The following is a 24,646-nucleotide window of genomic DNA, read 5'->3' on the forward strand; positions in this document are numbered from 1 at the left end:
GAGGTCGGCGCCCCTGCGGGAGGCCCGCCCTCAAGCGTGGAGGCGGCCTCGGGGGCGGAGTCCGGGGCGGCGGACCCGGCGAAGGAGAGGGGCGCGGCGACCACAGGCGCGTCGGCAGATTTTCATGACAGGGTGTCATATCCCTCTTGACAGCAGCCTCCGTCTAAATGACATGATGTCATAAACGTGTCGGACGGAAGGCGGAGGAGCACCGATGAGCGCAACGGCCGAGGTCCCCTCGTCGACCGCCCGCGACACCCCCGGGACGTTCTCCGAACGCCTGCGCGCGGCGACCCGGAGCGACCACCAGGCCGCCGAGGACCACGGGTTCACCCGGGCCCTCATGGACGGCACGCTCCCCCTGGACGGGTACACCGGCATGGTCGCCCAGCACTACTTCGCCTACGTCGCGCTGGAGGAGACCGGCCGGCGCCTGGCGGAGGACCCCGTCGCCGGAAGGTTCCACTACCCGGAACTGGAGCGGGTCCCCGCGCTGGTCCGCGACCTGGAGCACCTGCTCGGCGCCGACTGGCGCGGCAGGATCGCCCCCACCCCGGCCACCCGCACCTACGCGGCGCGCATCGAGCAGACGGCCGACCACCCGGAGGGGTTCGTCGCGCACCACTACACCCGCTACATGGGCGACGTGTCCGGCGGACAGTTCATCCGCCGCACGGCCGCCAGCGCCTACGGCCTGACCGACGCGGCCGGTGTCTCCTTCTACGTCTTCGACGCGCTGGGCAGCCTGCTCCGCTTCCGCACCGGGTACCGGGAGCGGCTCGACTCCCTGGACCTGGGCGAGGCCGCGGCCGCCCGCCTGGTGGCCGAGACCCGGCTGGCCTACCAGCTCAACACCGAGGTGTTCGCCGACCTTGGCCGGATGTACGCGCCGGGGACCGGGGCGGACGCCGACGCCGCCTGAGCCCCGGCCGCGCGCCCGTCATGCCTCCGGGGCCTGGCGGGCGCGCTCCTGGTGGCGGCGGGCCTTCAGGCGGTTGCCGCAGGTCCTCATCGAGCACCAGCGGGCGGTGTTGGCGCGGCTGCGGTCCAGGAGGAAGAGGCGGCACTCTCCGTTGCCGCAGGGACGCAGCCGCCCGGGCCTGCGCTGCTGGACGTCGTACCAGGCGAGCACCAGTTCCACCGCGAGCATCCGCTCGGGCGGCGCCTGGAGGGGCCACCGCAGGTCCGACCCGTCGGCCTCGGGGACCCGGGAGACCCCGTCGAGCATCCGCCGCATCCGGTCCTCGGGCACGGGGCCGCGCGTGGCGGCCTGGAGCGCGTCCCTCGCCGCCCGCAGCCAGCCGATCGACGACGCGCCGTCGGAGCCGCCGTGCTCGCGCGCCCACCGCCGCGGCGCGGCGTCGTCGGCCCACAGGTCCCGCTGCCGTCCGTCCACCACCGGAGTGCTGTTCAGCGCTTCGAGTAGCGCTTCCTCGTCGATCATGTCGGCCCGCCTCCCGGAATAACCCTCTTCATCCACTTGACAGGTTACCCCGCATCCGCTCCACTGGGGGCAGCGTTAACCATCAAAGCCGCCCTGGAGGGTTAGTCATGACGGAGATCCGCCACCAGTACGCCACCGTGCGCGGACACCGCGTCTTCTACCGGGAGGCGGGGCCCCGCGACGCGCCCGTCCTGGTGCTCCTGCACGGGTTCCCCACCAGCTCGCGCATGTTCCGCCGACTGATCCCGCGGCTGGCCGACCGGTTCCGCGTCATCGCCCCCGACCACCTCGGCTTCGGCCGCTCCGACGCCCCGCCCGCCGACGCGTTCGCGTACACGTTCGACGCGCTCACCGACGTCACGGAGGCGCTCCTGGCCGGGCTCGGCGTCACCAGGTACGCCGTGTACGTGCAGGACTACGGCGCGCCCATCGGGTGGCGGCTCGCGCTGCGCGACCCGGACGCGGTCACCGCGGTGGTCACCCAGAACGGCAACGCCTACGAGGACGGCTTCGTCCCCGAGTTCTGGGCGCCCGTGTGGGCCTACGCGAAGGACCCGGGACCCGCGACGGAACCGGCGGTCCGCGGCGCCCTCGGCCTCGACGCGATCCGCTGGCAGTACCTGCACGGGGTGGACCGCCCCGAACTGGTCGACCCCGACACCTGGACGGCCGACCACCGCGACATCAGCCGCCCCGGCAACGACCTCGTCCAGCTCGCCCTCTTCCGCGACTACGCCACCAACCCGCCCCTCTACCCGCGGGTGCACGCGTACTTCCGGGAGAGCCGCGTCCCGCTCCTGGCCGTGTGGGGGGCGGAGGACCGCGTCTTCGGCCCCGACGGCGCACGGGCCTTCGCCCGCGACCTGCCGGACGCCGAGATCAGCCTGGTCCCCGGAGGCGGCCACTTCCTCCTGGAGAGCCATCTGGACGGCACCGCCGACCGCGTCCGGGACTTCCTGACACGTACGCTGGCGGCGCCCCGGGGATGACGCCCGCGCGGGCGGAGCCGGTGGCCCGCAGGCGCCGGTCCGAGCACGCCCGGGCCCGCTCCGCCCCGCCAACACCGTCGCGCACGGTCACCGGACACCACCCCGGCCCGCCCCCGGGCGTGACACCATAGGAGGATGCCCAAGATCACGGCGCCGACCATCGCCGCCCACCGTGCCCGCACACGGGATCGCATCATGGACGCCGTCGACGAGCTGATCCGGACCCAGGGGATCGACCGCATCTCCATGACCGACGTGGCCAACTCCGCGGGGATCACCCGTACCGCCCTGTACAACTACTTCCCCGACAAGCCCGCGCTGCTCCTGGCCTTCACCGAGCAGGTCAACGGCGCGTTCGTGGAGCGGTACCGGCGCGAACTCCCCTCGGGCGTGTCGGCGGCGCGGCGGCTCTCGGCGTTCGTCCGCCTCCAGTTGGAGGGGATCATGGCGCATCCGCACCCGCCCGCCGCCGAACTCGGGGCCAGTCTCGGCCCGGACGCCTACCAGGCGCTCGCCGCCCACGTGGCGCCCATGCAGCGCCTGCTGACCGAGATCCTGGAGGAGGGCACAGCCGCGGGCGAGTTCGACCCCCTGCCCGCCGAGCCCGTCTCCCGGCTGGCCCTGTCGATGGTCGGCTCCCAGCGCCTGCCCCTCGTCAGCGGGGAGATCGAGCTCGACGAGACCCACGCCCTGGTCACGCGGTTCGTGCTCCGCGCCCTCGGTGTGGCGACCGAAACCGTGGACACCGTCCTTCCGCAAACCGCCGCGAGGAAAACCCGGAGTGGCGAGCAATGAACACGTAGTCATAAGGGCTGGCACATAACCTTCGCCACAACGTTGGCGAGGCGATATCGAGTCGCAACAGTACGGCGACATCGGTCAGAATCGGTGGCCCCGCCCGCCCCTCGGGCGGTCGCCCCTTCGACCGAGTGTGAGGCCCTCTCCGACGTGTCCCTCGTACTGATCCTCCTCGGCGCCGTCCTGGTGGCGGTCGCCATGTTCAACAAGGTCCCCAGCTACGTCCCCGGGCGGATCCCGGCGCCCCGACCCGGCCGCGGCGGCTCCGTGGCCGCCGCGCAGAGCCCGGAGATGGTGCGCCCCCGCGTGAGACTGGTGTCGGCCCGGCTCACCGAACCGGGCAAGGCGCTGCTCACCACCCTCGGCGGAAGCGCGCTGATCGTGGCGTTCTTCCTCACGCTCTCCGGTCTGTGAACCCCGTCCGGCCACCGGACGCGGACCGGCCGATCCGGCCGAGCAGCCGCGCCGGGGAGCCGTCGCCGCGTCCGACCGGAAGGCCGGGGTCGCGCGTGCTCCCGCCGCCGGCCATGCGCAGCAGCAGGCCGCCCGCGGCGGTGGCCGCGAGCCCGCCCGTCACCGCGGCGGCCGCGGCCAGCCGCTCGCGGAAACGGGTGTCGCGGTGCGCGGCCATCTCCGCGATGGCGCGGTCCGTGGCACCGAAGGCCCCGCCGCACAGCAGCGGGTCGAGCTCGTGGGGCCGCCACCGCGCCCGCCAGGGGCTCAGCGGAGGCAGTCCGCCGGGCACCGACGCCGTGCGCGGCTTCCAGCGGACGGGCCCCGCCGCGCCGCCCGGGCCGGGGACCGGGTCCGGCACCGCGAGCCGCTTGGGCGCGGGACCGCCGTAGCGCAGTTCGCCGGGGGCGTTGGCGAGCATCTCCGCGAGCAGCTTGGCGCAGGCACGGGCGTCGCCCAGCGCGGTGTGCTGTCCGGTCGGCCAGTCGCCGCTGAGCCGGTGGGAGGCCTTGGGCAGCGAGTACCGCTCCAGCTCCACCTGTGAGCGCAGCGCGCGCAGCGTGCACAGCCCGGCCTGGCCCGTGGGCAGCCCGGCGGTCACCAGCTCCGAGGCGAGGAAGCGCTGTTCGAAGTCGAGGTTGTGGCCGACCACGACCGCCCCGGAGAGCAGTTCGGTGAGTCTGGGCACCACCTGGGCTGCGGTCGGGGCGCCCACGGTGTCGCCCTCGCCGATGCCGTGGAACTCCCGGCCGCCCACCGGCCCGCGCGGGTCGACCAGGGTGCTGAACTCCTCCACGAACTTGCCGTCGCCGCGCACGCGCACCACGGCGATCTCCACGATGCGCGCGCCCTCGCGCGGTTCGAGGCCGGTGGTCTCCATGTCGAGCACCGCGTACTCCAGGTCCGCCGCCCGCATGCCGACCCTGCGCCGGGTCAGCGCGCCCATCCGCAGCGTTCCCATCGTGTGTCCCACTCCTTCGTCCCTCGTGCCGAACGGCTGTCCCGCCTCGCCGCGTACCGGCAACGACCTTACTCCCCGCGTCCGACAGCGGACCCCGTGCACGTGTCGGGCCGTTCCCGGAGGCGGGGCGGCCGACCGCACCGGCCGGTCCCCTGGGGCCGCGTGGCGGCTCCGTCCGGACCTGTTCCGCGACCGCGGGGCGACCGGAAGAAAGGGGGGTTATGTAACGTTCTCAGTCGTGTCCACCCAGAGGCGGACACTCCACGCGCACCCTGACCCGACCTCAACGGCGAGGAGAAGCCCGCATGCCCCAGAGCCCGCTGCCCGAGTACGTCCCCCTGGCGCAGGTCGTCCGGTCCGGAATGCTGGAGAGCGTCCACTACGGCGCGGTCGTCGGACTGGCCGCGGACGGCCGGATCGCCTACGCGCGCGGCCCCGTGCACCAGCCCATGTTCCCGCGCTCCTCCGCCAAGCCCTTCCAGGCGCTGGCGATGCTGCGGGCGGGCGCGCGCCTGGAGGGGCCCTCGCTGGCCATCGCCGCGGGCAGCCACTCCGGTGAGGAGGCGCACACCGCCGAGACCGAGCGCATCCTGGCCGCGGCCGGGCTCACCGCCGACGCCCTGGGCTGTCCGCCGGCCGCCCCCGGCGGCAAGGACGCGCGCGCCGCGTTCGTGCGCGCCGGACGCGAGCCCGAGCGCGTGCTGATGAACTGCTCCGGCAAGCACGCGGGCATGCTCGCCGCCTGCGTCGCCCGGGGGTGGAGCACCGGGGACTACCTGGAAGCCGAACACCCCTTCCAGGTCCTGGTCCGCGAGACCATCGAGGAGTTGTGCGAGGAGCCGGTCGCGCACACCGCAGTGGACGGCTGCGGGGCGCCCCAGATGGCGGTCTCCCTGACCGGTCTGGCCCGCGGCCTGTGGCGCATGCGCACCGCCCCCGGGGGCGGACCGGAACGGGCCGTGGTAGAGGCGATGAGCGCCCACCCGCTGTACGTGGCGGGCAGCGACCGGATCGACACCGACCTCATGAGGCGGATGCCCGGCCTGGTGGCCAAGGTCGGCGCCGACGGGGTGCTCGTGCTCAGCGCCGTCACCGGCGAGACCGTAGCCGTCAAGATCAGCGACGGGGACGCCGAGGAGCGGGCGCGTACGCTGGTCGCACTCGACGCGCTGCGGACCCTCGGTGTGGACGTCTCCCCCGTCCAGGACCGGTTGCGCGTGGACGTCCTCGGAGGTGGCGCCCCCGTAGGCGAGGTCCGCCCGCTCTGACGAACCCCGTTCCTCGGGGAACCACCACCGGAAGGGACACCACCGTGCGGGACACCCTCAACGACATCGTCGTCGTCGGCGCGGGGATGGCCGGGCTGCACACGGCCGAGGCACTGCGCGAACGCGGGTACGAGGGGCGGCTGACGCTCCTGGGCGAGGAGGAGCATCGGCCCTACTCGCGGCCTCCGCTGTCCAAGGAGGTCCTGACCGGGGTGGGCATGGAGCCCGCGGGCGGCGGCCCGGGCTGGCTGGCGGGCCACCGGGCGCTGCGCCTGCGCGAGGACGAGGCCGTGGACGCGCTGGACCTGGACTTCCGTCCGGGCAGCCGAGCCGCGGGGTTGGACACCGCCGCCCGTGAGGTGAGCGTGTCCGGGCCGGGCGGCGCCGCCTCGACGGTGCGCTACGACGGCCTGGTGATCGCCACGGGCGCGCGTGCGCGCCGTCCCGCCACCGACCTGGCGGGCGTGTACGTGCTGCGCACCCTGGACGACGCCGAGGCGGTGCGGTCGGAGTTCGACTCCGGCGGCCGGCTGGTGGTGGTCGGGGCCGGTTTCGTCGGCGCCGAGGTGGCGGCCAGCGCCCGCGCGGTGGGCATGGACGTGACCCTGGTGGAGGCGTCGCCCACCCCGCTGACCCGGGTCGTGGACCCGAGGATCGGCGAGGTCCTCACGGAGCTGCACCGGGAGAACGGCGTCGACGTGCGCCTGGGCGTGGGCGTGGCCGGTTTCGAGGGCCGGGACCGGGTGGAGCGGGTCCGGCTCGCCGACGGCTCGGCGGTGGAGGCCTCCCTCGTGGTCGCGGGGATCGGCGTGCACCTGAACACCGAGTGGCTGCGCGGGTCCGGGGTGGAGCTGCTGGCCGACGGCTCGGTGGCGTGCGACGAGTACTCCGCCGCCTCGGTGCCGAACGTGTACGCGGTGGGCGACCTGGCGAACTGGCCGCACCCGCGCTACGGCGGGCGGATCCGCCTGGAGCACTGGACCAACGCGGGCGAGCAGGGCGAGGCCGCGGCGCACAACCTGCTGGCGGGCGACGGCGGGCGCACGCCCTTCACTCCGGTGCCCTACTTCTGGTCTGACCAATACAAGATGAAGGTCCAGCTGCTGGGACAGGGCGCGCCCGCCGATCAGGTCACCTTCGTGCACGGCTCACCGGAGGACCGAAAGTTCGTGGCCTTCCTCGGCCGGGGCGGAATGCTCACCGGTGTGATGGGGCTGCGCTCCACGCCCAGGACCATGCGCTACCGGGGTCTGCTGGAGAAGCCGACGACGTGGGACGAGGCGCTGGCGGCCGCGGGGGTCACTCCCGCACGGTGATGGCCCTCTTGGGGCACAGGCGCTCGGCCTGGCGGACGCGTTCGTGGGACGCGGCGGCGGGCTCCCCGGTGAGCAGGTAGAGGAAGTCGTCGTCGCGGACCTCGAAGACCTCCGGTGCGGCGGCCATGCACAGGGCGTTGCTCTCGCACTGGTCGTAGTCGACCTCGACTCGCATCGTCGCCGTGCTCCTCTCGCGGAAGGGGTGTGACCCCCGACTCTAGCCGGGACGTGTGTGCTGTACGGGCTCGCGCGGGCTTGTACGGGCGCACCGGCGCATGTCCATAACTTCTCATTCGTCCGCAAAAAGGATGTTGTGTGAACCGCCGGTGCGCACACGCTGTCCCACTGCCGACAGCACCGGGCCGTCCGGTGCCGTCGGGAAAGGGGCACACGGGTGAGCGAGGACGAGACCACCGGGAATCCCGGGAGCCGTGGGTCGGCGGCGGAGGCCGCCCCCGTACCCGAACCGGACAGGACCCCCGCGCCCCCGGGTCCAGCGGGGCAGGCGAAGCGGGAGGGACGACCAGGGCAGGCGGGACCAACGGGGCAGACCGGCCGGTCGGGTCTGCTGGAAGCCTCAGGACAGCCGGGCCTGGCGGGACGGGTGGGGCAGGCGAGGGGGCGGAGTGCCCACCAGGGGCCGCAGCAGTACGGCACGACGTTCGCACACCTGTCATACCCGCAGCAGTACCACCAGGCTTACCAGGACCCGGCCTACCGGTACCGGGAGCGGCCCCGGGCGCCCCTGCCCCGGGCGCCCGTGTGGCTGCCGGTCGCCGTGTTCGGCGTCGGTGTGGTGTCCGCGCTGCTGGCCACGTTCGACCGGCCCGGGATCGGCCTGGTCATCACCGGCGTCGTCGCGGGTCTGACCGCTTTCACCGCGCTGATGGTGCGCCCGGTCATCCCCGCGAGCGGGGCGGAGGGCGGGGAGGGGCGAAGCGGGGAACCGGGGGCCGGTGAGTCCGACAGCAGCGGAACACGTACGTCTGGAAGCGAAGAGGCCACCGGCGCCACCGGCATCACCAGTGCTGGCGAGGCTGGCGAGGCTGGCGAGGCTGGCGAGGCTGGCGAGGCCACCAATACCGCCTCCCCCGGTACCGGCGAAACCGCTACCGCCGAGGCCACCGGGCCCGCTCCAGGCGCCGCACCCCCAACCGGGCCCCTCCCCCACCCCGCAGCCCCACACGCCACCGCCCCCGCCTCTCCAGCCGCTTCTCCCCCTCACTCCTCCCCCGACCCAACACCCGACCGCTACTCCTACACCTGGTCTGCGGTCTACGGAGTGCTCGCCGCCACCCTGCTGTTCACGGCGGTGTTCCGCGACGCGGGCTGGGTGCTCCTGTGGACCCTGACCGCTTCCTTCCTCTTCGCCTCGATGGCCTTCGCCACGCGCAACCCCGCCTCGCGCCAGGGCGCGGTGGGCGTCGTCACCGGCTCGCTCGCCCTGTTGCGCAACCTGCCCTCCACACCGCGGTTCCTGGCCGCGCCGCTACAGAGCACGCGGTCCCGCCGCCTGGTCGGACCGGTCCTGGTCACCGCGGCGGCCACGGTCGGTCTGCTGATCGTCTTCGGCGTGCTCTTCGCCTTCGCCGACCCGGTGTTCGGCGGCTACCTGGGCCGGGTGTTCACCGACCTGTTCCTGGAGAACGGCTTCAACCCGTTCGGCGACCTGTTCGCCATGGTCGCGGCCATGCTGCTCACCGGCTCCGCCGTGCTGGCCGCGCGCCGCCGCCACGCGCCGAGGCCCGCTCCCCCCACCGCACCCGCGGACCCCTTCCCCGTGAGCCCCTCCCGCGAGCGGACCCCCCTGCCGGTGTGGGTGTGGACGATCCCCCTCGGCGCTCTGGTCCTCCTGTTCACCGCGTTCCTCTCGGTGCAGGCCGTGGCGATGTTCGGCGGCGAGGAGTACGTCCAGCGCGTCGCCGGGGTCACCTACGCCGAGTACGCGCGCCAGGGCTTCTTCCAGTTGGTCGTGGTCAGCCTGCTCGTCCTGTGCGTCATCGCGGTGGTCGTGCGCATCCCGCCCTCCGGCACCAGCCGTGTCCTGCGCAACGCCATGCTCGGGCTGCTGTGCACGCTCACCCTGGTCATCCTGGCCTCGGCGATGACGCGCCTCCAGCTGTACATCGACGCCTACGGGCTGACCCGGATGCGGGCCAGTGCCGAGGCGTGGATCGTGTGGAGCGCGGGGGTCTTCGGCCTGCTGCTCGCGGCGGGTGCGCTCAACACCCTGGGCCGGTCGGCGGCCTGGCTGCCCCGGGCCACCGCCGCCCTGGCCGGAACGGCCCTGGCCGTGTTCGCATACGGGAACCCGGACCTGCGGATCGCCGAGAGCCACCAGGACCTGGACCTGTCCACGGTCGACACCTGGTACCTGCGCGACCTGTCCGCCGACGCGATCCCGGGCCTGCTCGAACTGGAGGGCAACGAGCGCGACTGCGCCCTGGTGGGGTTCCAGGACCTCGTGGCGGAGGCCGACGACGCCGGGTTCGCCTCGTGGAACCTGTCCCGCCACCGGGGCCTTCAGCGGCTGGACGGACTGGGCCTGTTCGAGATCGGCGGCCAGGCCGGGATGAGCTGCTCCTACGAGCGCGGCTACTAGGGAGGGCGGCGGGCGCACGTTCCCGCCGCCCCGTTCCCGCTCCGGCGCCCCGCCGTGTCCGCGCCCCGGCCGGACCGGTCGGGGAACGCGGGGGCGGGGGCTCCACCCCGCGTCCGGGCCGCAGACCGGGGCGGTCCCCCGCCCCGGGGCCGGACCGCCTACTTCGCGAAGCGGTCGGTCGCCCCGATCAGGAGGTCCAGGATGCCCGGCTCGCTGAACGCGTGCCCGGCGTCGTCCACGATGTGGAAGTCCGCCTCCGGCCAGGCCTTGTGCAGGTCGTAGGCGGTGCGGGCCGGGGTGCACACGTCGTAGCGGCCCTGCACGATAACGCCGGGGATGTGCCGGATCGCCTCCGCGCCGTCGATGAGCTGGTCGGGCTCCAGGAACCCGCGGTTGACGAAGTAGTGGTTCTCGATCCGCGCGAAGGCCAGCGCGTAGTCCTCGTCCGCGTGGTGCTCGCGCAGCTCGTGGTTGGGCAGCAGGGTCACCGTGGACCCCTCCCACACGCTCCACGAGCGCGCGGCGGCCAGGCGCTCCTCCCGGTCGGGCGAGTTCAGGCGGCGCGCGTAGGCGGCGATGAGGTCGCCGCGCTCCTCCTCGGGGATGGGCTCCAGGTAGGACTCCCACAGGTCGGGGAAGAGCTGGGAGGCGCCCTCCTGGTAGAACCAGCGCAGCTCGCTCCCGCGCAGGGTGAAGATGCCGCGCACGACCAGCTCACTGACGCGGTCTGGGTGGCGCTGGGCGTAGGCCAGCGCCAGGCAGCTGCCCCAGGACCCGCCGAAGACCTGCCAGGACTCCGCGCCGATCATCTCGCGCAGCCGCTCCATGTCCCGCACCAGCGTCCAGGTGGTGTTGGTGGACAGGTCGGTGTCCATCTGGCTGGCGTGCGGGGTGGAGCGGCCGCAGTTGCGCTGGTCGAACAGCAGGATCCGGTACCGCTCCGGGTCGAAGAGCCTGCGGTGGTCGGGCACGCATCCGCCGCCGGGACCGCCGTGCAGGAACACCACGGGTTTGCCCGCGGGGTTGCCGCACAGCTCCCAGTAGACGCGGTGTCCGTCGCCGACGTCGAGCATCCCCGAGTCGTACGGCTCGATGGGCGGGTACAAGGTACGCAAAGCGCGAGGCCTTTCGTGGACGTGTTCGTGGACGTGGTTCCCCCCGGGGACCCCGGCGGAGTCGGGCGCCGCGGACCGAGGTGTGCGGCGGACGCCTGACGGAGAACGACGAGGAGAGGGTACGGCGTCCCGGGCGTCCACCGGGCGCGAACACACACGGGACGCCGCCGGAGGCGGGACGCGGTCAGGGGAGGGACGGGGTCAGAGGCGGTCGAGCAGCTGAGCCTTCTTGGCGCTGAACTCGTCGTCGGTGAGCAGGCCCTCGGCGTGCAGCCGCCCGAGCTCGCGGATCTTGGCGAAGATCGCCTCGCTGCCGTCCCCGTCCGCCGCGCCGAGCGCGGCGCGCTCCTGCCGGGGCTCCTCGGCCGCCGCGACGTGGGCGTTGACGGTGGCGGCCATCAGCAGGGTCTCCTCACTGCCCTTGGACCCGTGCGAGGCCAGCGTGAAGAAGTCGTGGTCCAGCGCCGTGGCCTCGGGGATGGTCACCCCGCGCAGCACGATGCGCAGGTAGCCCTCGGTGACGTCGACCGGCGGGTACCAGTGCACGGACTCGATCTCGGAGAGCTGGTAGTCGCGGGCCTTCTCCTTCTGCTTGGCCGTGCTGGCCAGCCAGTTGTCCCACTGGAGGCGCACCCGGGTCCCGTCGAAGGAGGCCGTGCCCTCGGCGGTGCGCACCTGGAGGGGGACGCGGCCCACCAGCCCCAGGGCGACCTCGCGCGGATCGATCTCCCCGGTGCTGGTCTCACGGGCGAAACGGGCCGAGGAGGCGATCTGCTCGGAGTAGTACTCGGCGAGCAGTTCTCCGTCGTGCGGACCGGTGATCAGCAGCGGGGTGAGCGCGTCCCGACCGGGGACGCCCAGAAGCGCGTAGGGGTCGGTGTCCTCCACCAGCCGAAGCCGCATCCGCCACCCGTGCTTGCGGGTGCCCCGGTCGAAGTCGACCTCGCGGACGGCGGCCAGCGGAACCGAGCAGTTTCCCAACGACCGGAACAGGGTGGGCACCTTGCGGCCGGAGTCGAAACGGATACGGATCGTCTCGTCGTCGATCCGCCAGGTTCCGTGGTGTCCGCGAAGTTCCTCCATGTCCACACATCCTAGAGCCAGCGGAACCCGCCGCGCGGGGCCGTATGCGGCCACCGTCCCCGACGGACGCCCGCACCCCCCGAGCTCGAGGGCACGTCCGGACGACGGTCCCCAAGCGTCACGGCGGCGCATCCCGGGTAGGACCAGCGGGGCACACCCGTTGCACCGCCCCACCCGGGCGGGACCGGCGGACAGTGCGGTCGGCGCCCTGTCCACGATCCGGAGGTCGCCACATGTCGAGAGGGACGGCAGCCGAGGGCGCGGCCGAGTTCCGCGCCGCCAGGGACCTGCTCCTGGACCTGCGCGAGGACCAGGAGAGGGCGCACCGGGAGTTCACCTGGCCCCGGTCGGACCGGTTCAACTGGGCACTGGACTACTTCGACGAGGTCGCCGTGCGCCGTCCGGACCGGACGGCGCTGTGGATCGTGGAGGAGGACGGCGGCCAGGCCAGGTACACCTACCGGCGGATGTCGGAGCGCTCCGGTCAGGTGGCCAACTGGCTGAACAACCAGGGCGTGCACCCGGGCGACCGGATCCTGCTGATGCTGGGCAACCAGGTGGAGCTGTGGGAGACCCTGCTCGCCGCGATCAAGCTCGGAGCCGTGGTCTGCCCGACCCCCACCTCCCTGTCAGAGGGCGACCTGCTGGACCGGCTGGAGCGCGGCGAGATCGCGCACGTGGTGTGCTCGGCCGCCGAGACCGAGAAGTTCGCCCCGCTGCGGGGTCACTGGACGCGGATCTGCACGGGCTACATGGAGGGGTGGCTGAACTACGCCGACTCCGAGCACGCCGGTCTGGACTTTCACCCGCCGCACCCCACACACCCCGACGACCCCCTGCTGCTCTACTTCACCTCCGGCACCGCCGCCCTGCCCAAGCTGGTCGTGCACACCCAGCGCTCGTACCCGGTGGGGCACCTGTCGACCATGTACTGGCTGGGCGTGCGGCCGGGCGACGTCCACCTCAACGTGTCCGAGCCGGGGTGGGCCAAGCACGCCTACGGGAGCGTGTTCGCCCCGTGGAACGCCGAGGCGACGGTGCTGGTCGTCAACCAGGAGCGGTTCGACGCGGCGGGGCTGCTGGACGCGGTCGTGCGCTGCGGGGTGGACACGCTGTGCGCGCCGCCGACGGTGTGGCGGACGCTGGCGCAGGCCGGCCCGGCCGCGTGGGACGTGGGGCTGCGCGAGGCGGTGGCCGCCGGGGAGCCGCTCAACCCCGAGGTGGTGGACCGCGTGCGCGAGGCGTGGGGCGTGACCGTGCGCGACGGGTTCGGGCAGACCGAGACGACCATGCTGCTGGGCAACGGCCCCGGTCAGCGGATGGTGCGCGGATCGATGGGGCGCGAGATGCCGGGCTACGACGTGGTGCTGACGGACCCGGCCACCGACGAGCCCGCCGACACCGGGCAGATCTGCGTGGACCTGTCCCGGGAGCCGGTGGGGGTGATGAAAGGCTACGCCGACAACCCCGGCCTCAGCCGCGAGGTGGTCCGCGGGGACCGCTACCGCACCGGTGACATCGCCAGCCGGGATTCGAGCGGTTACATTACCTATATCGGCCGATCCGACGATGTGTTCAAGGCCTCAGATTACCGCATCTCACCATTCGAACTCGAAAGCGTTCTGGTCGAGCACGAATACGTGGTCGAGGCGGCCGTCGTTCCCTCCCCCGACCCGCTGCGGCTGGCGGTGGCCAAGGCGTACGTGGCCCTGGCCGAGGGGGTGGCCCCCGACGCCGAGACCGCGCGGTCGATCCTGACCCACGCGCGCGAGCGCCTGTCGCCGCACCAGAGGGTGCGCCGCCTGGAGTTCGGTGAGCTGCCCAAGACCGTCTCCGGTAAGATCCGTCGCGTGCAGCTGCGTCGGGCCGAGGCCGAGCGCGGCACGGTCACCGACGGAGCGCGCAACCCGCGCGAGTACTGGGAGGAGGACCTCCCGGGAACGGAGGGGTGACCGGCCGGACCCCGGATCCGCACCCGACGGAAATGGCAGCGGGCACCGGAAAAAGTTCGTCTCACTAAATGAGACGCTTTTCGGCGCCCGAAACCGGCGTGGTGTTTTCTGTCACGTGAACCGCGCCGGCCGACGCGGCAGCGGAGCGCCGAACCGTCCGCGCTACTGTTTTCATAAGACGGTTTTCGTGGCGACAGCGGAAAACACGACAGACGGGACCCGAGGGGAACACCATGCCGAGCACCAACGACACCCGGGTGGCCAGTTACAAGCCGCTCATCGCGCCCCGGGACCTGCTGGCCGAGCTCCCGCTGGGCGCCGAGCGCAGCGCCCTGGTCGAGGAGTCCCGCGCCGAGGTCAAGCGGGTGCTGGACGGTGACGACGACCGCCTGCTGGTCGTCGTGGGCCCCTGCTCGGTGCACGACCCCGAGTCCGCCATGGACTACGCCCGCCGCTTGAAGGAGCTGGTGCCCTCCCTGCGCGAGGAGCTGTGCGTCGTGATGCGCGTGTACTTCGAGAAGCCGCGCACCACCGTCGGCTGGAAGGGCCTGATCAACGACCCCGGCCTGGACGACACCTACGACGTGCACCGCGGCCTGCGCACCGCGCGCAAGCTGCTGCTGGACATCAACGCGCTCGGCCTGCCCGCCGGGACCGAGTTCCTCGACCCCATCACCCCGCAGTACATCGCCGACGTCGTCTCCTGGGGCGCGATCGGGGCGCGCACCACCGAGAGCCAGGTGCACCGCCAGCTGAGCAGCGGCCTGAGCACGCCCGTGGGCTTCAAGAACGGCACCGACGGCGACGTCCAGGTGGCCGTGGACGCGGTCGGCGCCGCCGCCGCCTCGCACACCTTCTTCGGCATCGACCCCGCCGGCGCCGGTTCGGTGGTCGTCACCGAGGGCAACCCGGACTGCCACGTCATCCTGCGCGGCGGCCGCAGCGGCCCCAACTTCGACGCCGGGTCGGTCGACGCCGCCCTGGACGTCATCGAGGGCGCCGGGCTGCCCCGCCGCCTGATGATCGACGCCAGCCACGCCAACAGCGGCAAGGACCACACCCGCCAGCCCGGTGTGGCCGCCGCGATCGCCGCCCAGGTGGCCGAGGGCCAGAAGGGCGTCATCGGCGTGATGCTGGAGAGCTTCATCGTCGAGGGGGCCCAGAAGCTGGGCGACCCCGCCGCCCTGACCTACGGCCAGTCGATCACCGACAAGTGCATGGGCTGGGAGACCACCGGCGAGGTGCTGACCCAGTTGGCCGAGGCCGTGCGCCAGCGCCGCAAGGCCTAGGGCGTACTCCTCGGATCGTTTCGGTCCCGTCCGTGGCCCTCCGCCGCCCTCAACGGAGGGCCTCCGGCTCCAACGCTTCCGCGGGTCCCGGGCCACCTCCCGCCGCGCCGGTTTCGCCCGGAGGGCCCACCGGGCCGACCCGCGCGAACCGTCTCGCGAGGGACCGCCCCGACGGCCGCTCGCTGACCCGAAGGCCTCCGCGGAACACTCCGCAGCCGCTCCCGGACGACGCGGTCGGCCCGCTCCCGCGACGGGGGCGGGCCGACGCGCGTCGCGGGGCACGCGCGCCGCTCAGACGGTGCGCTCCTCCTCGGGCAGGACCTCCAGCTCCACGAGCATCTCCCGCCCCAGGGACTCGCTCAGCCCGGCGTCCGGGTCCCCCTCCGGCTCGACGCGCAGCGCGAACGTGTACAGGTCCTCACCGCTCTCGACCCAGCCGACCCACCAGCCCGGCGCGGAACCGGCCTCTGCCCCCCACCCGGCCTTCGCGTGGAGGGAGTAGCCGTCGCCCTCCTCCAGGGCGGCGAGTCCGCGCACCGCCTCCTGGTGCGCGTCGTCCACGGGCAGTTCGTCGCGGGCCAGCCTCGCCAGGAAGTCGGTCTGCTCCATCGCGGAGATCTCCAGCGGCCCCTCCAGCCAGAACCGGTCCAGCGCCTGCGCGTCGCCCACCGAACGGTTGCCGTAGTCCAGCCGGTCCACCCAGGCCGCCATCGGCCCGTGCCCGACCCGGCGGGCTACCTCCCGGTAGACCGGGACGTTCGAGGTAGGCAGGGCCTCGCGCAGGGCCGTGTCCCGCTCCCGCCGGTCGACGGACTGGGATCCGGCCCCGTCGGGCACCACCTCGTCCACGTCCCCGACCGCGCCCGTCTGGAGCCCCACCAGGGTGCTGACGAGGTCGAAGGTGGAGGCGGGGACCGCGCGCTCGCGCGCCAGCTCCGGCTCCACCACGGTCGCCTCCCGCTCCATCACGTCGTGGAGCACGAAGGTGCCCTCCACCCCCGCGTCGGCGAACACCGCCTCCAGGTCCTCGCGCTCGACGGCGGCCAGGTCGCCCCGCGTCAGGGGCGGGGGGCCGGCCTCCGCCCCCTCCCGGGCGTTCCCGTCCGGCCCCCGCGCCCCGTCCACGGCCCCGGCGCACCCCGTGCCCGCGGCCAGGGACAGGGCGCATCCGGCCGCGAGCGAGCGCGCGGCGCGCGCCGCCCTCCCGGTGTCGGTTCGCATCCGTCTCCCTCCCCGGTCGGTACTCCCCGAACACGCTAATCCCCGCCCTCCCGCCCCAGGGTGGAGGCGGCCGGAGTGTCGGACACCGGGGGAGCCCGGCGGGCACGGCGGCCGGGACGGGCACGGCTCCGACGGCGCCGCTCACGGGTGCCTCGCCGGCGTTCCCGCCCGGCCCCGGGCACCCTTGGGCGCCGTTCACGGCCGCTGCTAGGCTGAACGTGTTGCTGACCCCGTACGGGAGAGTGCCCGCGTATCCAGCGCGGGCCGCCGAAGGAGCAATCCCTCCCCGAAGACAACCTCTCAGGCACAGCGGACCGTACGGGCGAGACCACTCTGGAAAGCAGGGACAGCCGTCCCTCGCCGAAGGTGCAAGCCGCGCCGAGCGCGCGGCGAAGCTCTCAGGCACAGATGACAGAGGGGGAGGATGGCAACGCCACGCACGTCACGACGCCCATCCTCTCGGGAGTGCCCATGTCAGATGCCGCATCCGCGCCGCGCGCGACAGCGCTGCGCGAGGTCCACGAGAAGGCCGGCGCCGCCCTCGTCGACTTCGCCGGGTGGCTCATGCCGCTGCGCTACGGCAGCGAGACCGCCGAGCACCGGGCGGTGCGCGAGGCCGCGGGCCTGTTCGACCTCTCCCACATGGGCGAGATCCGGCTGACCGGCCCGCAGGCGGCCCAGGCCCTCGACCACGCGCTGGTCGGCCACCTGTCCCAGGTCAAGGTGGGGCGCGCCCGCTACTCCATGATCACCGCCGAGGACGGCGGTGTACTGGACGACCTCATCGTCTACCGGCTGCGCGAGGACGAGTACCTCGTCGTGGCCAACGCCGCCAACACCGCGGTGGTCGCCCCGGCCCTGGCAGAACGGGCCGCGGGCTTCGACGTCGAGGTCCGCGACGAGTCGGCCGATTACGCGCTGATCGCCGTCCAGGGGCCCCGCGCCGTCGACGTCCTGGCGCCGCTGACCGACGCCGACCTGGACGGCATCCGCTACTACGCCGGGTACGAGCACACCGTCGCCGGTGAGCCCGCCCTGCTCGCACGCACCGGTTACACCGGTGAGGACGGCTTCGAGATCTTCGTCAGCCCCGCGGACCGGGCCCCCAAGGTGTGGGAGGCCCTCATGGCCGAGGGCGAGCGGCACGGCCTCGTCCCCGCCGGGCTCTCCGCGCGCGACACCCTGCGCATGGAGGCCGGGATGCCGCTGTACGGGCAGGAGCTGACCGCCGACCTCACCCCCTTCGACGCCGGTCTGGGCCGGGTCGTGAAGTTCGACAAGGGCGACTTCGTGGGCCGCGCGGCCCTGGAGGAGGCCTCCCGCTCCTCCCGTCCCCGCCGCCTCATCGGCCTCGTCGCGCGCGGGCGCCGCCCGCTGCGCCAGGGCCAGGAGGTCCTGCGCGACGGCACCTCCGTCGGAACCATCACCAGCGGCGCGCCCTCACCCACCCTGGGCCGCCCCATCGCCATGGCCTACGTGGACGGCGACCTCGACACCTCGACCGGCGCGTTCACCGTGGACGTGCGCGGGCGGGGCGAGGACGTCGACGTGGTCGAACTGCCGTTCTACAAGCGGCAGCCGTAGCAGCAGGGGCCTTCACACCCCGAAGGCCCGCACGCCCCAGCGCGGCGGGATCCCCCCACAGGGGACCCGCACGCACGGGGCGCGACCGGGCGTAGGCCGGGCCGGGCAGCCGTACGGGCGCGCGGCAGGAAAATGGAACACCTCCAAGGAGAGTTGAAGTGAGCGTTCCCACGGAGCTGGGTTACACCGCCAAACACGAGTGGGTCGTGGTCGAGGACGGGATCGCCACCGTCGGAATCACCTCGTTCGCCGCCGAGTCCCTGGGCGACATCGTCTACGTCGAGGTGCCCGAGGTCGGCAGCGAGGTGACCGCGGACGAGCCGTGCGGCGAGGTGGAGTCCACCAAGTCCGTCAGCGACGTCTACTCGCCGGTGAGCGGTGAGGTCACCGAGGTCAACGCGGCCCTGGAGAAGGAGCCCGAGACCATCAACTCCTCGCCCTTCGAGGACGGTTGGCTGTTCAGGGCCCGGATCTCCGAGGAGCCCTCCGACCTTCTCTCCGCCGAGGAGTACACCAAGCTGACCGAAGGCGAGGAGTAGGCCCCCGATGGCTACCGACAACACGCTCAACCAGACGCTGGGCGAACTGGACCCCGAGGTGGCGGCCGCGGTCGACGCGGAGCTGGCGCGCCAGCGCGACACCCTGGAGATGATCGCCTCGGAGAACTTCGCCCCCCAGGCGGTGATCGAGGCGCAGGGCACCGTCCTGACCAACAAGTACGCGGAAGGGTACCCGGGCCGCCGCTACTACGGCGGGTGCGAGCACGTCGACGTCGTCGAGCAGCTCGCTATCGACCGCGCCAAGGCGCTGTTCGGCGCCGAGCACGCGAACGTGCAGCCGCACTCGGGCGCGCAGGCCAACACGGCCGTGTACTTCGCGCTGCTCAAGCCGGGTGACACCATCCTGGGCCTGGACCTGGCCCACGGCGGCCACCTGACCCACGGCATGAAGATCAACTACTCCGGCAAGATCCTCAACGCGGTGGCCTACCACGTGCGCGACGAGGACGGCACCGTCGACTACGACGAGGTCGAGGCGCTCGCCGAGGAGCACCGGCCCAAGATGATCGTCGCCGGCTGGTCGGCCTACCCGCGCCAGCTGGACTTCGCCCGCTTCCGCAAGATCGCGGACTCGGTCGGCGCGCTCCTGATGGTGGACATGGCGCACTTCGCCGGTCTGGTCGCGGCGGGGCTGCACCCCAACCCGGTGCCGCACGCCGACGTGGTCACCACGACCACGCACAAGACCCTGGGCGGCCCGCGCGGCGGCATGATCCTGGCCAAGGCCGAGCTGGGCAAGAAGATCAACTCCGCGGTGTTCCCCGGCATGCAGGGCGGGCCGCTGGAGCACGTGATCGCGGCCAAGGCGGTGGCCCTCAAGGTCGCCGCGGGCGAGGAGTTCGCCGACCGCCAGCGCCGCACGGTCTCGGGCGCCAGGCTGCTCGCCGAGCGGCTGACGCGGCCGGACGCGGCCGAGGCCGGCGTGAAGGTGCTCTCGGGGGGCACGGACGTGCACCTGGTCCTGGTGGACCTGGTCGACTCCGAGCTCAACGGCCAGGAGGCCGAGGACCGCCTGCACTCGATCGGGATCACGGTCAACCGCAACGCGGTGCCCAACGACCCGCGTCCGCCGATGGTCACCTCCGGCCTGCGGATCGGCACCCCGGCGCTGGCCACCCGCGGTCTGGGCGACGAGGACTTCGCCGAGGTGGCGGACGTCATCGCCGAGGCGCTCAAGCCGGAGTTCGACGAGGCCGCGCTGCGCGGCCGGGTCCAGGCGCTGACCGCCAGGTACCCGCTCTACCCGAACCTGTAGAGCCCCGCCGTGCGGGGCCGGGCGGCCCCGCACGGCGTTCACATGCCCGGGCCCTGTACTCGACGAGGAGGACAGCCATGGCCATCAGCGTGTTCGACCTGTTCAAGATCGGAATCGGACCGTCCAGTTCACACACGGTCGGGCCGATGAAGGCCGCGCGCACGTTCGTGGCCGGACTGCGCGAGGAGGGCCTGCTCGACGGCGCGGCCCGCGTGCGCGCGGAGCTGTACGGCTCCCTGGCGCTCACCGGCAAGGGGCACGGCAGCGACCGGGCGGTGGTCCTGGGACTGATGGGGCACACCCCCGAGCACGTGGACGTGGACGCGGTGCCCGAACTGGTGGAGCGGGTGCGCCGGGAGCGGACCCTGTACCTGGGCGGGCCCGGGGGGCCGCCGGTGGCCTTCGACCCGGCCGTGGACGTGGACTTCCGCCGCAAGGAGAGCCTGCCCGACCACCCCAACGGGATGCGGTTCGTGGCGCTGGACCCCTCCGGCGCCGAACTGGCGGCGAAGGTGTACTACTCGGTGGGCGGCGGGTTCGTCGTGGACGAGCGCGCGGCGGGCGCGGACCGGATCAAGGCCGACGACACCCGGGTGCCCCACCCCTTCTCCAGCGCCGAGGAGCTGCTGGGCATCTGCGCCGACACCGGGATGTCGATCAGCGCGGTGATGCTCGCCAACGAGCAGGCCTTCGGGCGCTCCCCCGAGCGGATCCGCGCCGAGCTGCTCGTGCTGTGGGAGGCGATGCGCCAGTGCGTGCGCCGCGGGGTGACCACCGAGGGCAGCCTGCCCGGCGGGCTGAAGGTGCCCCGGCGGGCGCACCGCCTGTACCGGCAGCTGGGCGGCAACTGCGACGAGTCGGGCCTGCTGGCGCCGACGGGGGTGGACTCCGACCCAATGCGCGGCAGCGACTGGATCACTCTCTACGCGCTGGCCGTGAACGAGGAGAACGCCGCGGGCGGCCGCGTGGTGACCGCGCCGACCAACGGGGCCGCGGGCATCGTGCCCGCCGTGCTGCACTACTACCTGCACTTCAGCCCGGGCGCGGGCGACGAGGGCGTGGTGCGGTTCCTGCTGACCGCGGGGGCCGTGGGCATCCTGTTCAAGCAGAACGCGTCGATCTCGGGCGCCGAGGTGGGCTGTCAGGGCGAGGTGGGCTCGGCCTCCTCGATGGCCGCCGCCGGGCTGGCCGAGGTGCTGGGCGGCACCCCCGCGCAGGTGGAGAACGCCGCCGAGATCGCCATGGAGCACAACCTGGGGCTGACCTGCGACCCCATCGGCGGCCTGGTGCAGGTGCCGTGCATCGAGCGCAACGCGCTGGCCTCGGTCAAGGCGATCAGCGCCGCGCGCATCGCGCTGCGCGGCGACGGCAGCCACTTCGTGTCGCTGGACAAGGTCATCCGGACCATGCGCGACACGGGCCGCGACATGATGGACAAGTACAAGGAGACCTCGCGCGGCGGCTTGGCCGTCAACGTCATCGAGTGCTGAGGAACCACCCCGAAGGGTGTTAACAAAACCGCGCACTGGAGTGCGCTTGCGCCATAGTGCGGTCGTGCGTACCGTTGTTCCCGAAAGACGGTGCACCCGGCCGCGTTCGCAATGAGCCGGTCGCCGGGGTCCGGTCTGCGCCGCCCCGGAAAAAGCCGTGCCCCGGGTGGCGTGCTGAGCAGAGGCGAACCCGGGGCTTACGGAGCCAACGATACCAAACGCCCTCGCCCGCTGTCCTCTCACGCCCTCAGCCGAGACAGAACGAAGGTCATCGTGAGCACCGGCATCCCGGCATGGATGGTCTCCGTGTACTCCTCGCCCCGCCTCGCGCCCTACCTCCGCCACAGTGGGGGCGATGCGGCCCGAGCGGTCAACCTGTACCACTGGAACGTCATGGTCTCCGCGGCCTTCTACGGTCCGCTCCACACGTTCGAACTCGCCCTGCGCAACTCCGTCCACGACCGTCTGAGCGCCCACTTCGGGCAGAAGGACTGGTGGAACAGGGCTCCGTTGGACAACGAGGGCCAGCGCCTCGTCCGCCAGGCACGGGCGCGGTGCCGCCGTTCGGCCGCTCCGGACGATGTCGTCACCGAACTGTCCCTCGGCTTCTGGTCCTCACTGGTCGCTCGCAGGTACGACCGGGATCTGTGGGTCCCCGCCCTCCACCGCGCGTTCCCCGGATACCGGGGGCCGCGCCGCACCCTCCAGGACCAGCTCTACTCCCTGCGGCTGCTGCGCAACCGCATCATGCACCATGAGCCGATCCACCACCGCCACCTGGAGGCGGACCACGCCAAGCTCTACCTCGTGCTCTCGTACGTCAATCCCGAGGCCGCCTCCGGCATCAAGCCCCTCGATCGCGTTCCCGAGCTGCTCCTTGTCAAAGAGCAGGTGTGCCGGGGCGAACTTCCGCCGAGCTTCTGAGAGGGTGCACCATGGCCGAGAACGCTCCAAGGCTCGTCTCGCGCGCCCAGCTCGCCCGGTACGCGGGGGTCAGCCGCGCCGCTGTCACCAACTGGCGCAACCGCGGATCCGACTTCCCCGAACCGGCGGACGCCGAACGGGAACTGTTCGACCTCGACCAGGTCACCGGCTGGCTGTCCTCACGCGCTGTGCCCGCCAACGCCCGACAGCCGCACGAGCCCGCCGGTACCACCTACGCGGATCGCGTACGCGCCGGGATGGAGGCCGACGCTCCGAGACCCGGTCCAAGGCCACGGCACGGGTCCGCAAGCGGCATCGGCGATATCGACAGGACCGTCCTCCGCTTGCTCAACGACCTTCGGGGAACGTGTGAGCCGGTCGATTCCGCGCTCCTCATCGCGGTACTCGTCTTCCTCCGTTCCTCAAGCGCCGATCAGTGGGGCCTTCTACGCCTACAGACCGGCCACGGCATCGTTGACGGGTCCGTATTCGCGACCGATTTCGGAGACCTCCTCCCTCCTTTCGTCTCCGGTCCCCTGCGGGAGCTGGGAGCCGACGCCTTCACCACAGCAGTCCAAGGTGTCGACGCGATCGATGCCCAGGGCAAGGACCGGGAGGTTCTGCTGACCGCCTTCAACAGCGCTCTCTCCTTCTTGGAAAGGGAATGGGTATCCGCACACGCGGATCTGCGCACCCCGGAGTCCGTGGTGCGCACCATGGTGAACCTCCTCGCATCCGACGGCCCCTTTGACAGTGTGTACGATCCCTTCTGCCGGACAGGTGAGTTCCTGACCGAGGCCGTACAAGCACGGACGGAAATCGACCCGCCGCGAGCCCCCCACGTCAGCGGCGCCGCTCCCAACGAGCGGGTCTTCGGTATCGCCGGAATGAACATGCTGCTCCACGGCATAGAGGCCGATTTCGGCGACCGCCCCGGTCTCCCCTGGGATCGTGACGATGCGCGGGCCACCGCAGATATCGTCCTGGCCAATCCACCGTTCAACATGAGCGGCCCCCCTGTCAGCGACTCCACCCGCGAGAGTTTCCGCTACGGGAGACCACCGAACGGAAACATGAACTTCCGCTGGCTCCAGCACGTGATCGACCGTCTTTCTCCGAACGGCAGGGCAAGTGTGCTGATGGCCAACGGCGCATCACTCTCCACCAATGCCAAAGAAGCCGCCATCAGGTCGAACATGGTCGAGGACGGGGCGGTGGAGTGCCTCATCGCCCTACCCGGCCACCTCTTCCGAAGCACCACCATTCCCGTGACCGTATGGATGCTGAAAGCTCCGACAGGCAGGTGCGAGGAAATCCTCTTCATCGACGCCGGTGGTCTGGGGCGTATGACCTCGCGTACGCTCCGAACCCTCCAGGAAGAGGACGCCGCACTCATCCGACGCGCTTACAACGGATGGCGGGACGGGGCGCGAGACGGCTCCGAGGGCGAAGCACCAAGTATCAGCCGCGTCGCGACGATCGAGGAGATCCGCGACAAGCAGTATTCGCTTCATCCGCCGATCTACGTGTCCGGCCGCGCGCCACAGACCGACCAGGGCAAGCAAGCAGAAACCCTCGTGTCACTCATCCAACGTCTGGAATCCCTGCAGTCACAGATCCCACTGATCGAAACCAGAACCAGTCGAGTGCTCCGGGAGGCGCAGAGATGGATTCCCTGATCGGGCCGTTGGCCGTCGGCTGGAGCGAGCACCGCTTGGGCGATCTCTGCGAAGTCCAGGCAGGCCCCTCCGGCGCCAGCCTTCCTTCCCGTGAGTTCGGCGTGCAGGGGACCCCGCTGGTCAGGCCCGGCGACATCGTCGATCGGCGTGTGTCGGAAACCGGCCTGGCCCGCGTCGCCGACGCAACTGGGCGACTACACCGCTACCGGCTTCGCCCAGGGGATGTCGTCGGCACAAGAACCGGAACACTCGGCAGGTTCGCCCGTATCTCTTCGGACCAGCAGGACTGGCTGTACAGCACCCAGTTGCTTCGCGTGCGACCGTCCGCTCGCCTGGACCCCGTATACCTGGTGCACTATCTGACCCTGCCCGTAGTCCAGCACTGGATCGACAGACACGCTTCTGGAAGCACGGTCAGGTCGCTCACGGTGAACACACTGCGATCACTTCCCACGGCGGTGCCACCTCTCGGGGTTCAGCAGGCGATCGGGGCCTCCCTCCACGCTTTGGACGACAAGGCCCGCCTGCACGCCGACATCAGCCGGACCACGAGCGAACTGCATGACGCCTTGGCCCCCATGCTGTTCTCCGGCCGGGTACCAGCTTCAGCGACCGACATGTGATGAACGGCAGACCCTCGCAAGCGTGGTCCTCGGCCGCTCA

The 24,646-nt window shown here is 72.2% G+C and carries 22 protein-coding genes and 1 riboswitch; of the genes, 16 read left to right on the forward strand and 6 right to left on the reverse strand.

The annotated features are described in order from the left end of the window. Positions 1-214: 214 nt before the first annotated feature. Entirely contained in the window at positions 215-922 is a 708-nt protein-coding gene (locus tag KGD83_RS23575) for a biliverdin-producing heme oxygenase (protein ID WP_212641218.1), read from the forward strand. 18 nt (positions 923-940) lie between these two features. Here KGD83_RS23575 and KGD83_RS23580 read toward each other — a convergent pair whose 3' ends face one another. Continuing rightward, positions 941-1,444 (reverse strand): CGNR zinc finger domain-containing protein, encoded by a 504-nt coding sequence (locus KGD83_RS23580; RefSeq protein ID WP_212641219.1) that lies wholly within the window; start codon positions 1,442-1,444, stop codon positions 941-943. 107 nt (positions 1,445-1,551) lie between these two features. On the opposite strand from KGD83_RS23580, the gene KGD83_RS23585 reads away from it, so the two are divergent. The 3 genes from KGD83_RS23585 (at position 1,552) to KGD83_RS23595 (ending at position 3,645) form a co-directional block, all read left to right on the forward strand. Then, complete coding sequence (locus KGD83_RS23585; RefSeq protein ID WP_212641220.1) at positions 1,552-2,433, forward strand: alpha/beta fold hydrolase; 882 nt, start codon at positions 1,552-1,554, stop codon at positions 2,431-2,433. A gap of 135 nt (positions 2,434-2,568) precedes the next feature. Then, positions 2,569-3,228, forward strand: a complete 660-nt coding sequence (locus KGD83_RS23590) for a TetR/AcrR family transcriptional regulator (RefSeq protein ID WP_212641221.1) — start codon at positions 2,569-2,571, stop codon at positions 3,226-3,228. A 153-nt stretch (positions 3,229-3,381) separates the two neighbouring features. Continuing rightward, positions 3,382-3,645: a hypothetical protein gene (locus KGD83_RS23595; protein WP_019606664.1), complete on the forward strand. Its 264-nt coding sequence runs from the start codon at positions 3,382-3,384 to the stop codon at positions 3,643-3,645. Here the strand turns inward: KGD83_RS23595 and KGD83_RS23600 are convergent. Further along, the gene (locus tag KGD83_RS23600) at positions 3,626-4,645 is read right to left on the reverse strand and encodes a 3'-5' exonuclease (RefSeq protein ID WP_212641222.1); all 1,020 of its coding nucleotides are present in this window, start codon (positions 4,643-4,645) and stop codon (positions 3,626-3,628) included. The genes KGD83_RS23595 and KGD83_RS23600 overlap by 20 nt on opposite strands. A gap of 305 nt (positions 4,646-4,950) precedes the next feature. On the opposite strand from KGD83_RS23600, the gene KGD83_RS23605 reads away from it, so the two are divergent. Both KGD83_RS23605 and KGD83_RS23610 read left to right on the forward strand, forming a co-directional pair. Continuing rightward, a complete protein-coding gene (locus KGD83_RS23605) occupies positions 4,951-5,913 on the forward strand; it encodes an asparaginase (protein ID WP_212641223.1) in 963 nt (320 codons plus the stop codon). Positions 5,914-5,957: 44 nt separating this feature from the next. Continuing rightward, positions 5,958-7,229 carry an NAD(P)/FAD-dependent oxidoreductase gene (locus KGD83_RS23610; protein ID WP_212641224.1) on the forward strand — a complete coding sequence of 424 codons (1,272 nt, stop codon included), beginning with the start codon at positions 5,958-5,960 and terminating at the stop codon, positions 7,227-7,229. On the opposite strand, the gene KGD83_RS23615 is transcribed toward KGD83_RS23610, so the two are convergent. Then, entirely contained in the window at positions 7,213-7,404 is a 192-nt protein-coding gene (locus KGD83_RS23615; protein ID WP_212641225.1) for a ferredoxin, read from the reverse strand. The genes KGD83_RS23610 and KGD83_RS23615 overlap by 17 nt on opposite strands. A gap of 429 nt (positions 7,405-7,833) precedes the next feature. Between KGD83_RS23615 and KGD83_RS23625 the strand changes: the two genes are divergently transcribed. After that, a complete protein-coding gene (locus tag KGD83_RS23625; RefSeq protein ID WP_249352012.1) occupies positions 7,834-9,831 on the forward strand; it encodes a DUF4153 domain-containing protein in 1,998 nt (665 codons plus the stop codon). Between the two features lie 158 nt (positions 9,832-9,989). Here KGD83_RS23625 and pip read toward each other — a convergent pair whose 3' ends face one another. Beyond that, positions 9,990-10,946, reverse strand: a complete 957-nt coding sequence (gene pip, locus KGD83_RS23630; protein ID WP_212641226.1) for a prolyl aminopeptidase — start codon at positions 10,944-10,946, stop codon at positions 9,990-9,992. A 201-nt stretch (positions 10,947-11,147) separates the two neighbouring features. Further along, entirely contained in the window at positions 11,148-12,029 is an 882-nt protein-coding gene (locus tag KGD83_RS23635; RefSeq protein ID WP_212641227.1) for a DUF4429 domain-containing protein, read from the reverse strand. 233 nt (positions 12,030-12,262) lie between these two features. Between KGD83_RS23635 and KGD83_RS23640 the strand changes: the two genes are divergently transcribed. Together KGD83_RS23640 and KGD83_RS23645 are read left to right on the forward strand one after the other, a co-directional pair. Then, positions 12,263-13,981 (forward strand): AMP-binding protein, encoded by a 1,719-nt coding sequence (locus KGD83_RS23640; protein ID WP_212641228.1) that lies wholly within the window; start codon positions 12,263-12,265, stop codon positions 13,979-13,981. Between the two features lie 233 nt (positions 13,982-14,214). After that, positions 14,215-15,270, forward strand: coding sequence for a 3-deoxy-7-phosphoheptulonate synthase (locus KGD83_RS23645; RefSeq protein ID WP_212641229.1), 1,056 nt, complete (start codon positions 14,215-14,217; stop codon positions 15,268-15,270). Between the two features lie 291 nt (positions 15,271-15,561). Here KGD83_RS23645 and KGD83_RS23650 read toward each other — a convergent pair whose 3' ends face one another. Next, complete coding sequence (locus KGD83_RS23650) at positions 15,562-16,491, reverse strand: class D beta-lactamase (protein ID WP_212641230.1); 930 nt, start codon at positions 16,489-16,491, stop codon at positions 15,562-15,564. A 225-nt stretch (positions 16,492-16,716) separates the two neighbouring features. Then, a riboswitch (glycine riboswitch) is annotated at positions 16,717-16,818 on the forward strand. Positions 16,819-16,962: 144 nt separating this feature from the next. Between KGD83_RS23650 and gcvT the strand changes: the two genes are divergently transcribed. The 7 genes from gcvT (at position 16,963) to KGD83_RS23685 (ending at position 24,606) form a co-directional block, all read left to right on the forward strand. Next, positions 16,963-18,075, forward strand: a complete 1,113-nt coding sequence (gene gcvT / locus KGD83_RS23655; protein ID WP_212641231.1) for a glycine cleavage system aminomethyltransferase GcvT — start codon at positions 16,963-16,965, stop codon at positions 18,073-18,075. 158 nt (positions 18,076-18,233) lie between these two features. Further along, positions 18,234-18,614 carry a glycine cleavage system protein GcvH gene (gene gcvH / locus KGD83_RS23660; protein ID WP_212641232.1) on the forward strand — a complete coding sequence of 127 codons (381 nt, stop codon included), beginning with the start codon at positions 18,234-18,236 and terminating at the stop codon, positions 18,612-18,614. Positions 18,615-18,621: 7 nt separating this feature from the next. After that, positions 18,622-19,890: a serine hydroxymethyltransferase gene (glyA, locus tag KGD83_RS23665; RefSeq protein WP_212641233.1), complete on the forward strand. Its 1,269-nt coding sequence runs from the start codon at positions 18,622-18,624 to the stop codon at positions 19,888-19,890. A 77-nt stretch (positions 19,891-19,967) separates the two neighbouring features. Next, positions 19,968-21,380: an L-serine ammonia-lyase gene (locus KGD83_RS23670; RefSeq protein WP_212641234.1), complete on the forward strand. Its 1,413-nt coding sequence runs from the start codon at positions 19,968-19,970 to the stop codon at positions 21,378-21,380. A gap of 273 nt (positions 21,381-21,653) precedes the next feature. Next, the gene (locus KGD83_RS23675) at positions 21,654-22,304 is read left to right on the forward strand and encodes a hypothetical protein (protein ID WP_212641235.1); all 651 of its coding nucleotides are present in this window, start codon (positions 21,654-21,656) and stop codon (positions 22,302-22,304) included. 11 nt (positions 22,305-22,315) lie between these two features. Next, a complete protein-coding gene (locus tag KGD83_RS23680; RefSeq protein ID WP_212641236.1) occupies positions 22,316-23,983 on the forward strand; it encodes an N-6 DNA methylase in 1,668 nt (555 codons plus the stop codon). Next, the gene (locus KGD83_RS23685; RefSeq protein ID WP_212641237.1) at positions 23,971-24,606 is read left to right on the forward strand and encodes a restriction endonuclease subunit S; all 636 of its coding nucleotides are present in this window, start codon (positions 23,971-23,973) and stop codon (positions 24,604-24,606) included. The genes KGD83_RS23680 and KGD83_RS23685 overlap by 13 nt, the downstream gene beginning before the upstream one ends. Positions 24,607-24,646: the final 40 nt, after the last annotated feature.

This window comes from Nocardiopsis akebiae, assembly GCF_018316795.1.
GTDB lineage: Bacteria > Actinomycetota > Actinomycetes > Streptosporangiales > Streptosporangiaceae > Nocardiopsis > Nocardiopsis dassonvillei.

What these genes read in the sequence shown, in the direction of transcription:
- gcvT (WP_212641231.1), top strand. Translation starts at nt 16,963, where the DNA reads ATGTCAGATGCCGCATCCGCGCCGCGCGCGACAGCGCTGCGCGAGGTC.
- KGD83_RS23670 (WP_212641234.1), top strand. Translation starts at nt 19,968, where the DNA reads ATGGCCATCAGCGTGTTCGACCTGTTCAAGATCGGAATCGGACCGTCC.
- KGD83_RS23575 (WP_212641218.1), top strand. Translation starts at nt 215, where the DNA reads ATGAGCGCAACGGCCGAGGTCCCCTCGTCGACCGCCCGCGACACCCCC.
- KGD83_RS23685 (WP_212641237.1), top strand. Translation starts at nt 23,971, where the DNA reads ATGGATTCCCTGATCGGGCCGTTGGCCGTCGGCTGGAGCGAGCACCGC.
- KGD83_RS23680 (WP_212641236.1), top strand. Translation starts at nt 22,316, where the DNA reads ATGGCCGAGAACGCTCCAAGGCTCGTCTCGCGCGCCCAGCTCGCCCGG.
- KGD83_RS23585 (WP_212641220.1), top strand. Translation starts at nt 1,552, where the DNA reads ATGACGGAGATCCGCCACCAGTACGCCACCGTGCGCGGACACCGCGTC.
- KGD83_RS23605 (WP_212641223.1), top strand. Translation starts at nt 4,951, where the DNA reads ATGCCCCAGAGCCCGCTGCCCGAGTACGTCCCCCTGGCGCAGGTCGTC.
- KGD83_RS23590 (WP_212641221.1), top strand. Translation starts at nt 2,569, where the DNA reads ATGCCCAAGATCACGGCGCCGACCATCGCCGCCCACCGTGCCCGCACA.
- glyA (WP_212641233.1), top strand. Translation starts at nt 18,622, where the DNA reads ATGGCTACCGACAACACGCTCAACCAGACGCTGGGCGAACTGGACCCC.
- KGD83_RS23640 (WP_212641228.1), top strand. Translation starts at nt 12,263, where the DNA reads ATGTCGAGAGGGACGGCAGCCGAGGGCGCGGCCGAGTTCCGCGCCGCC.
- KGD83_RS23615 (WP_212641225.1), bottom strand. Translation starts at nt 7,404, where the DNA reads ATGCGAGTCGAGGTCGACTACGACCAGTGCGAGAGCAACGCCCTGTGC.
- KGD83_RS23600 (WP_212641222.1), bottom strand. Translation starts at nt 4,645, where the DNA reads ATGGGAACGCTGCGGATGGGCGCGCTGACCCGGCGCAGGGTCGGCATG.
- KGD83_RS23650 (WP_212641230.1), bottom strand. Translation starts at nt 16,491, where the DNA reads ATGCGAACCGACACCGGGAGGGCGGCGCGCGCCGCGCGCTCGCTCGCG.
- KGD83_RS23580 (WP_212641219.1), bottom strand. Translation starts at nt 1,444, where the DNA reads ATGATCGACGAGGAAGCGCTACTCGAAGCGCTGAACAGCACTCCGGTG.
- KGD83_RS23635 (WP_212641227.1), bottom strand. Translation starts at nt 12,029, where the DNA reads ATGGAGGAACTTCGCGGACACCACGGAACCTGGCGGATCGACGACGAG.
- KGD83_RS23645 (WP_212641229.1), top strand. Translation starts at nt 14,215, where the DNA reads ATGCCGAGCACCAACGACACCCGGGTGGCCAGTTACAAGCCGCTCATC.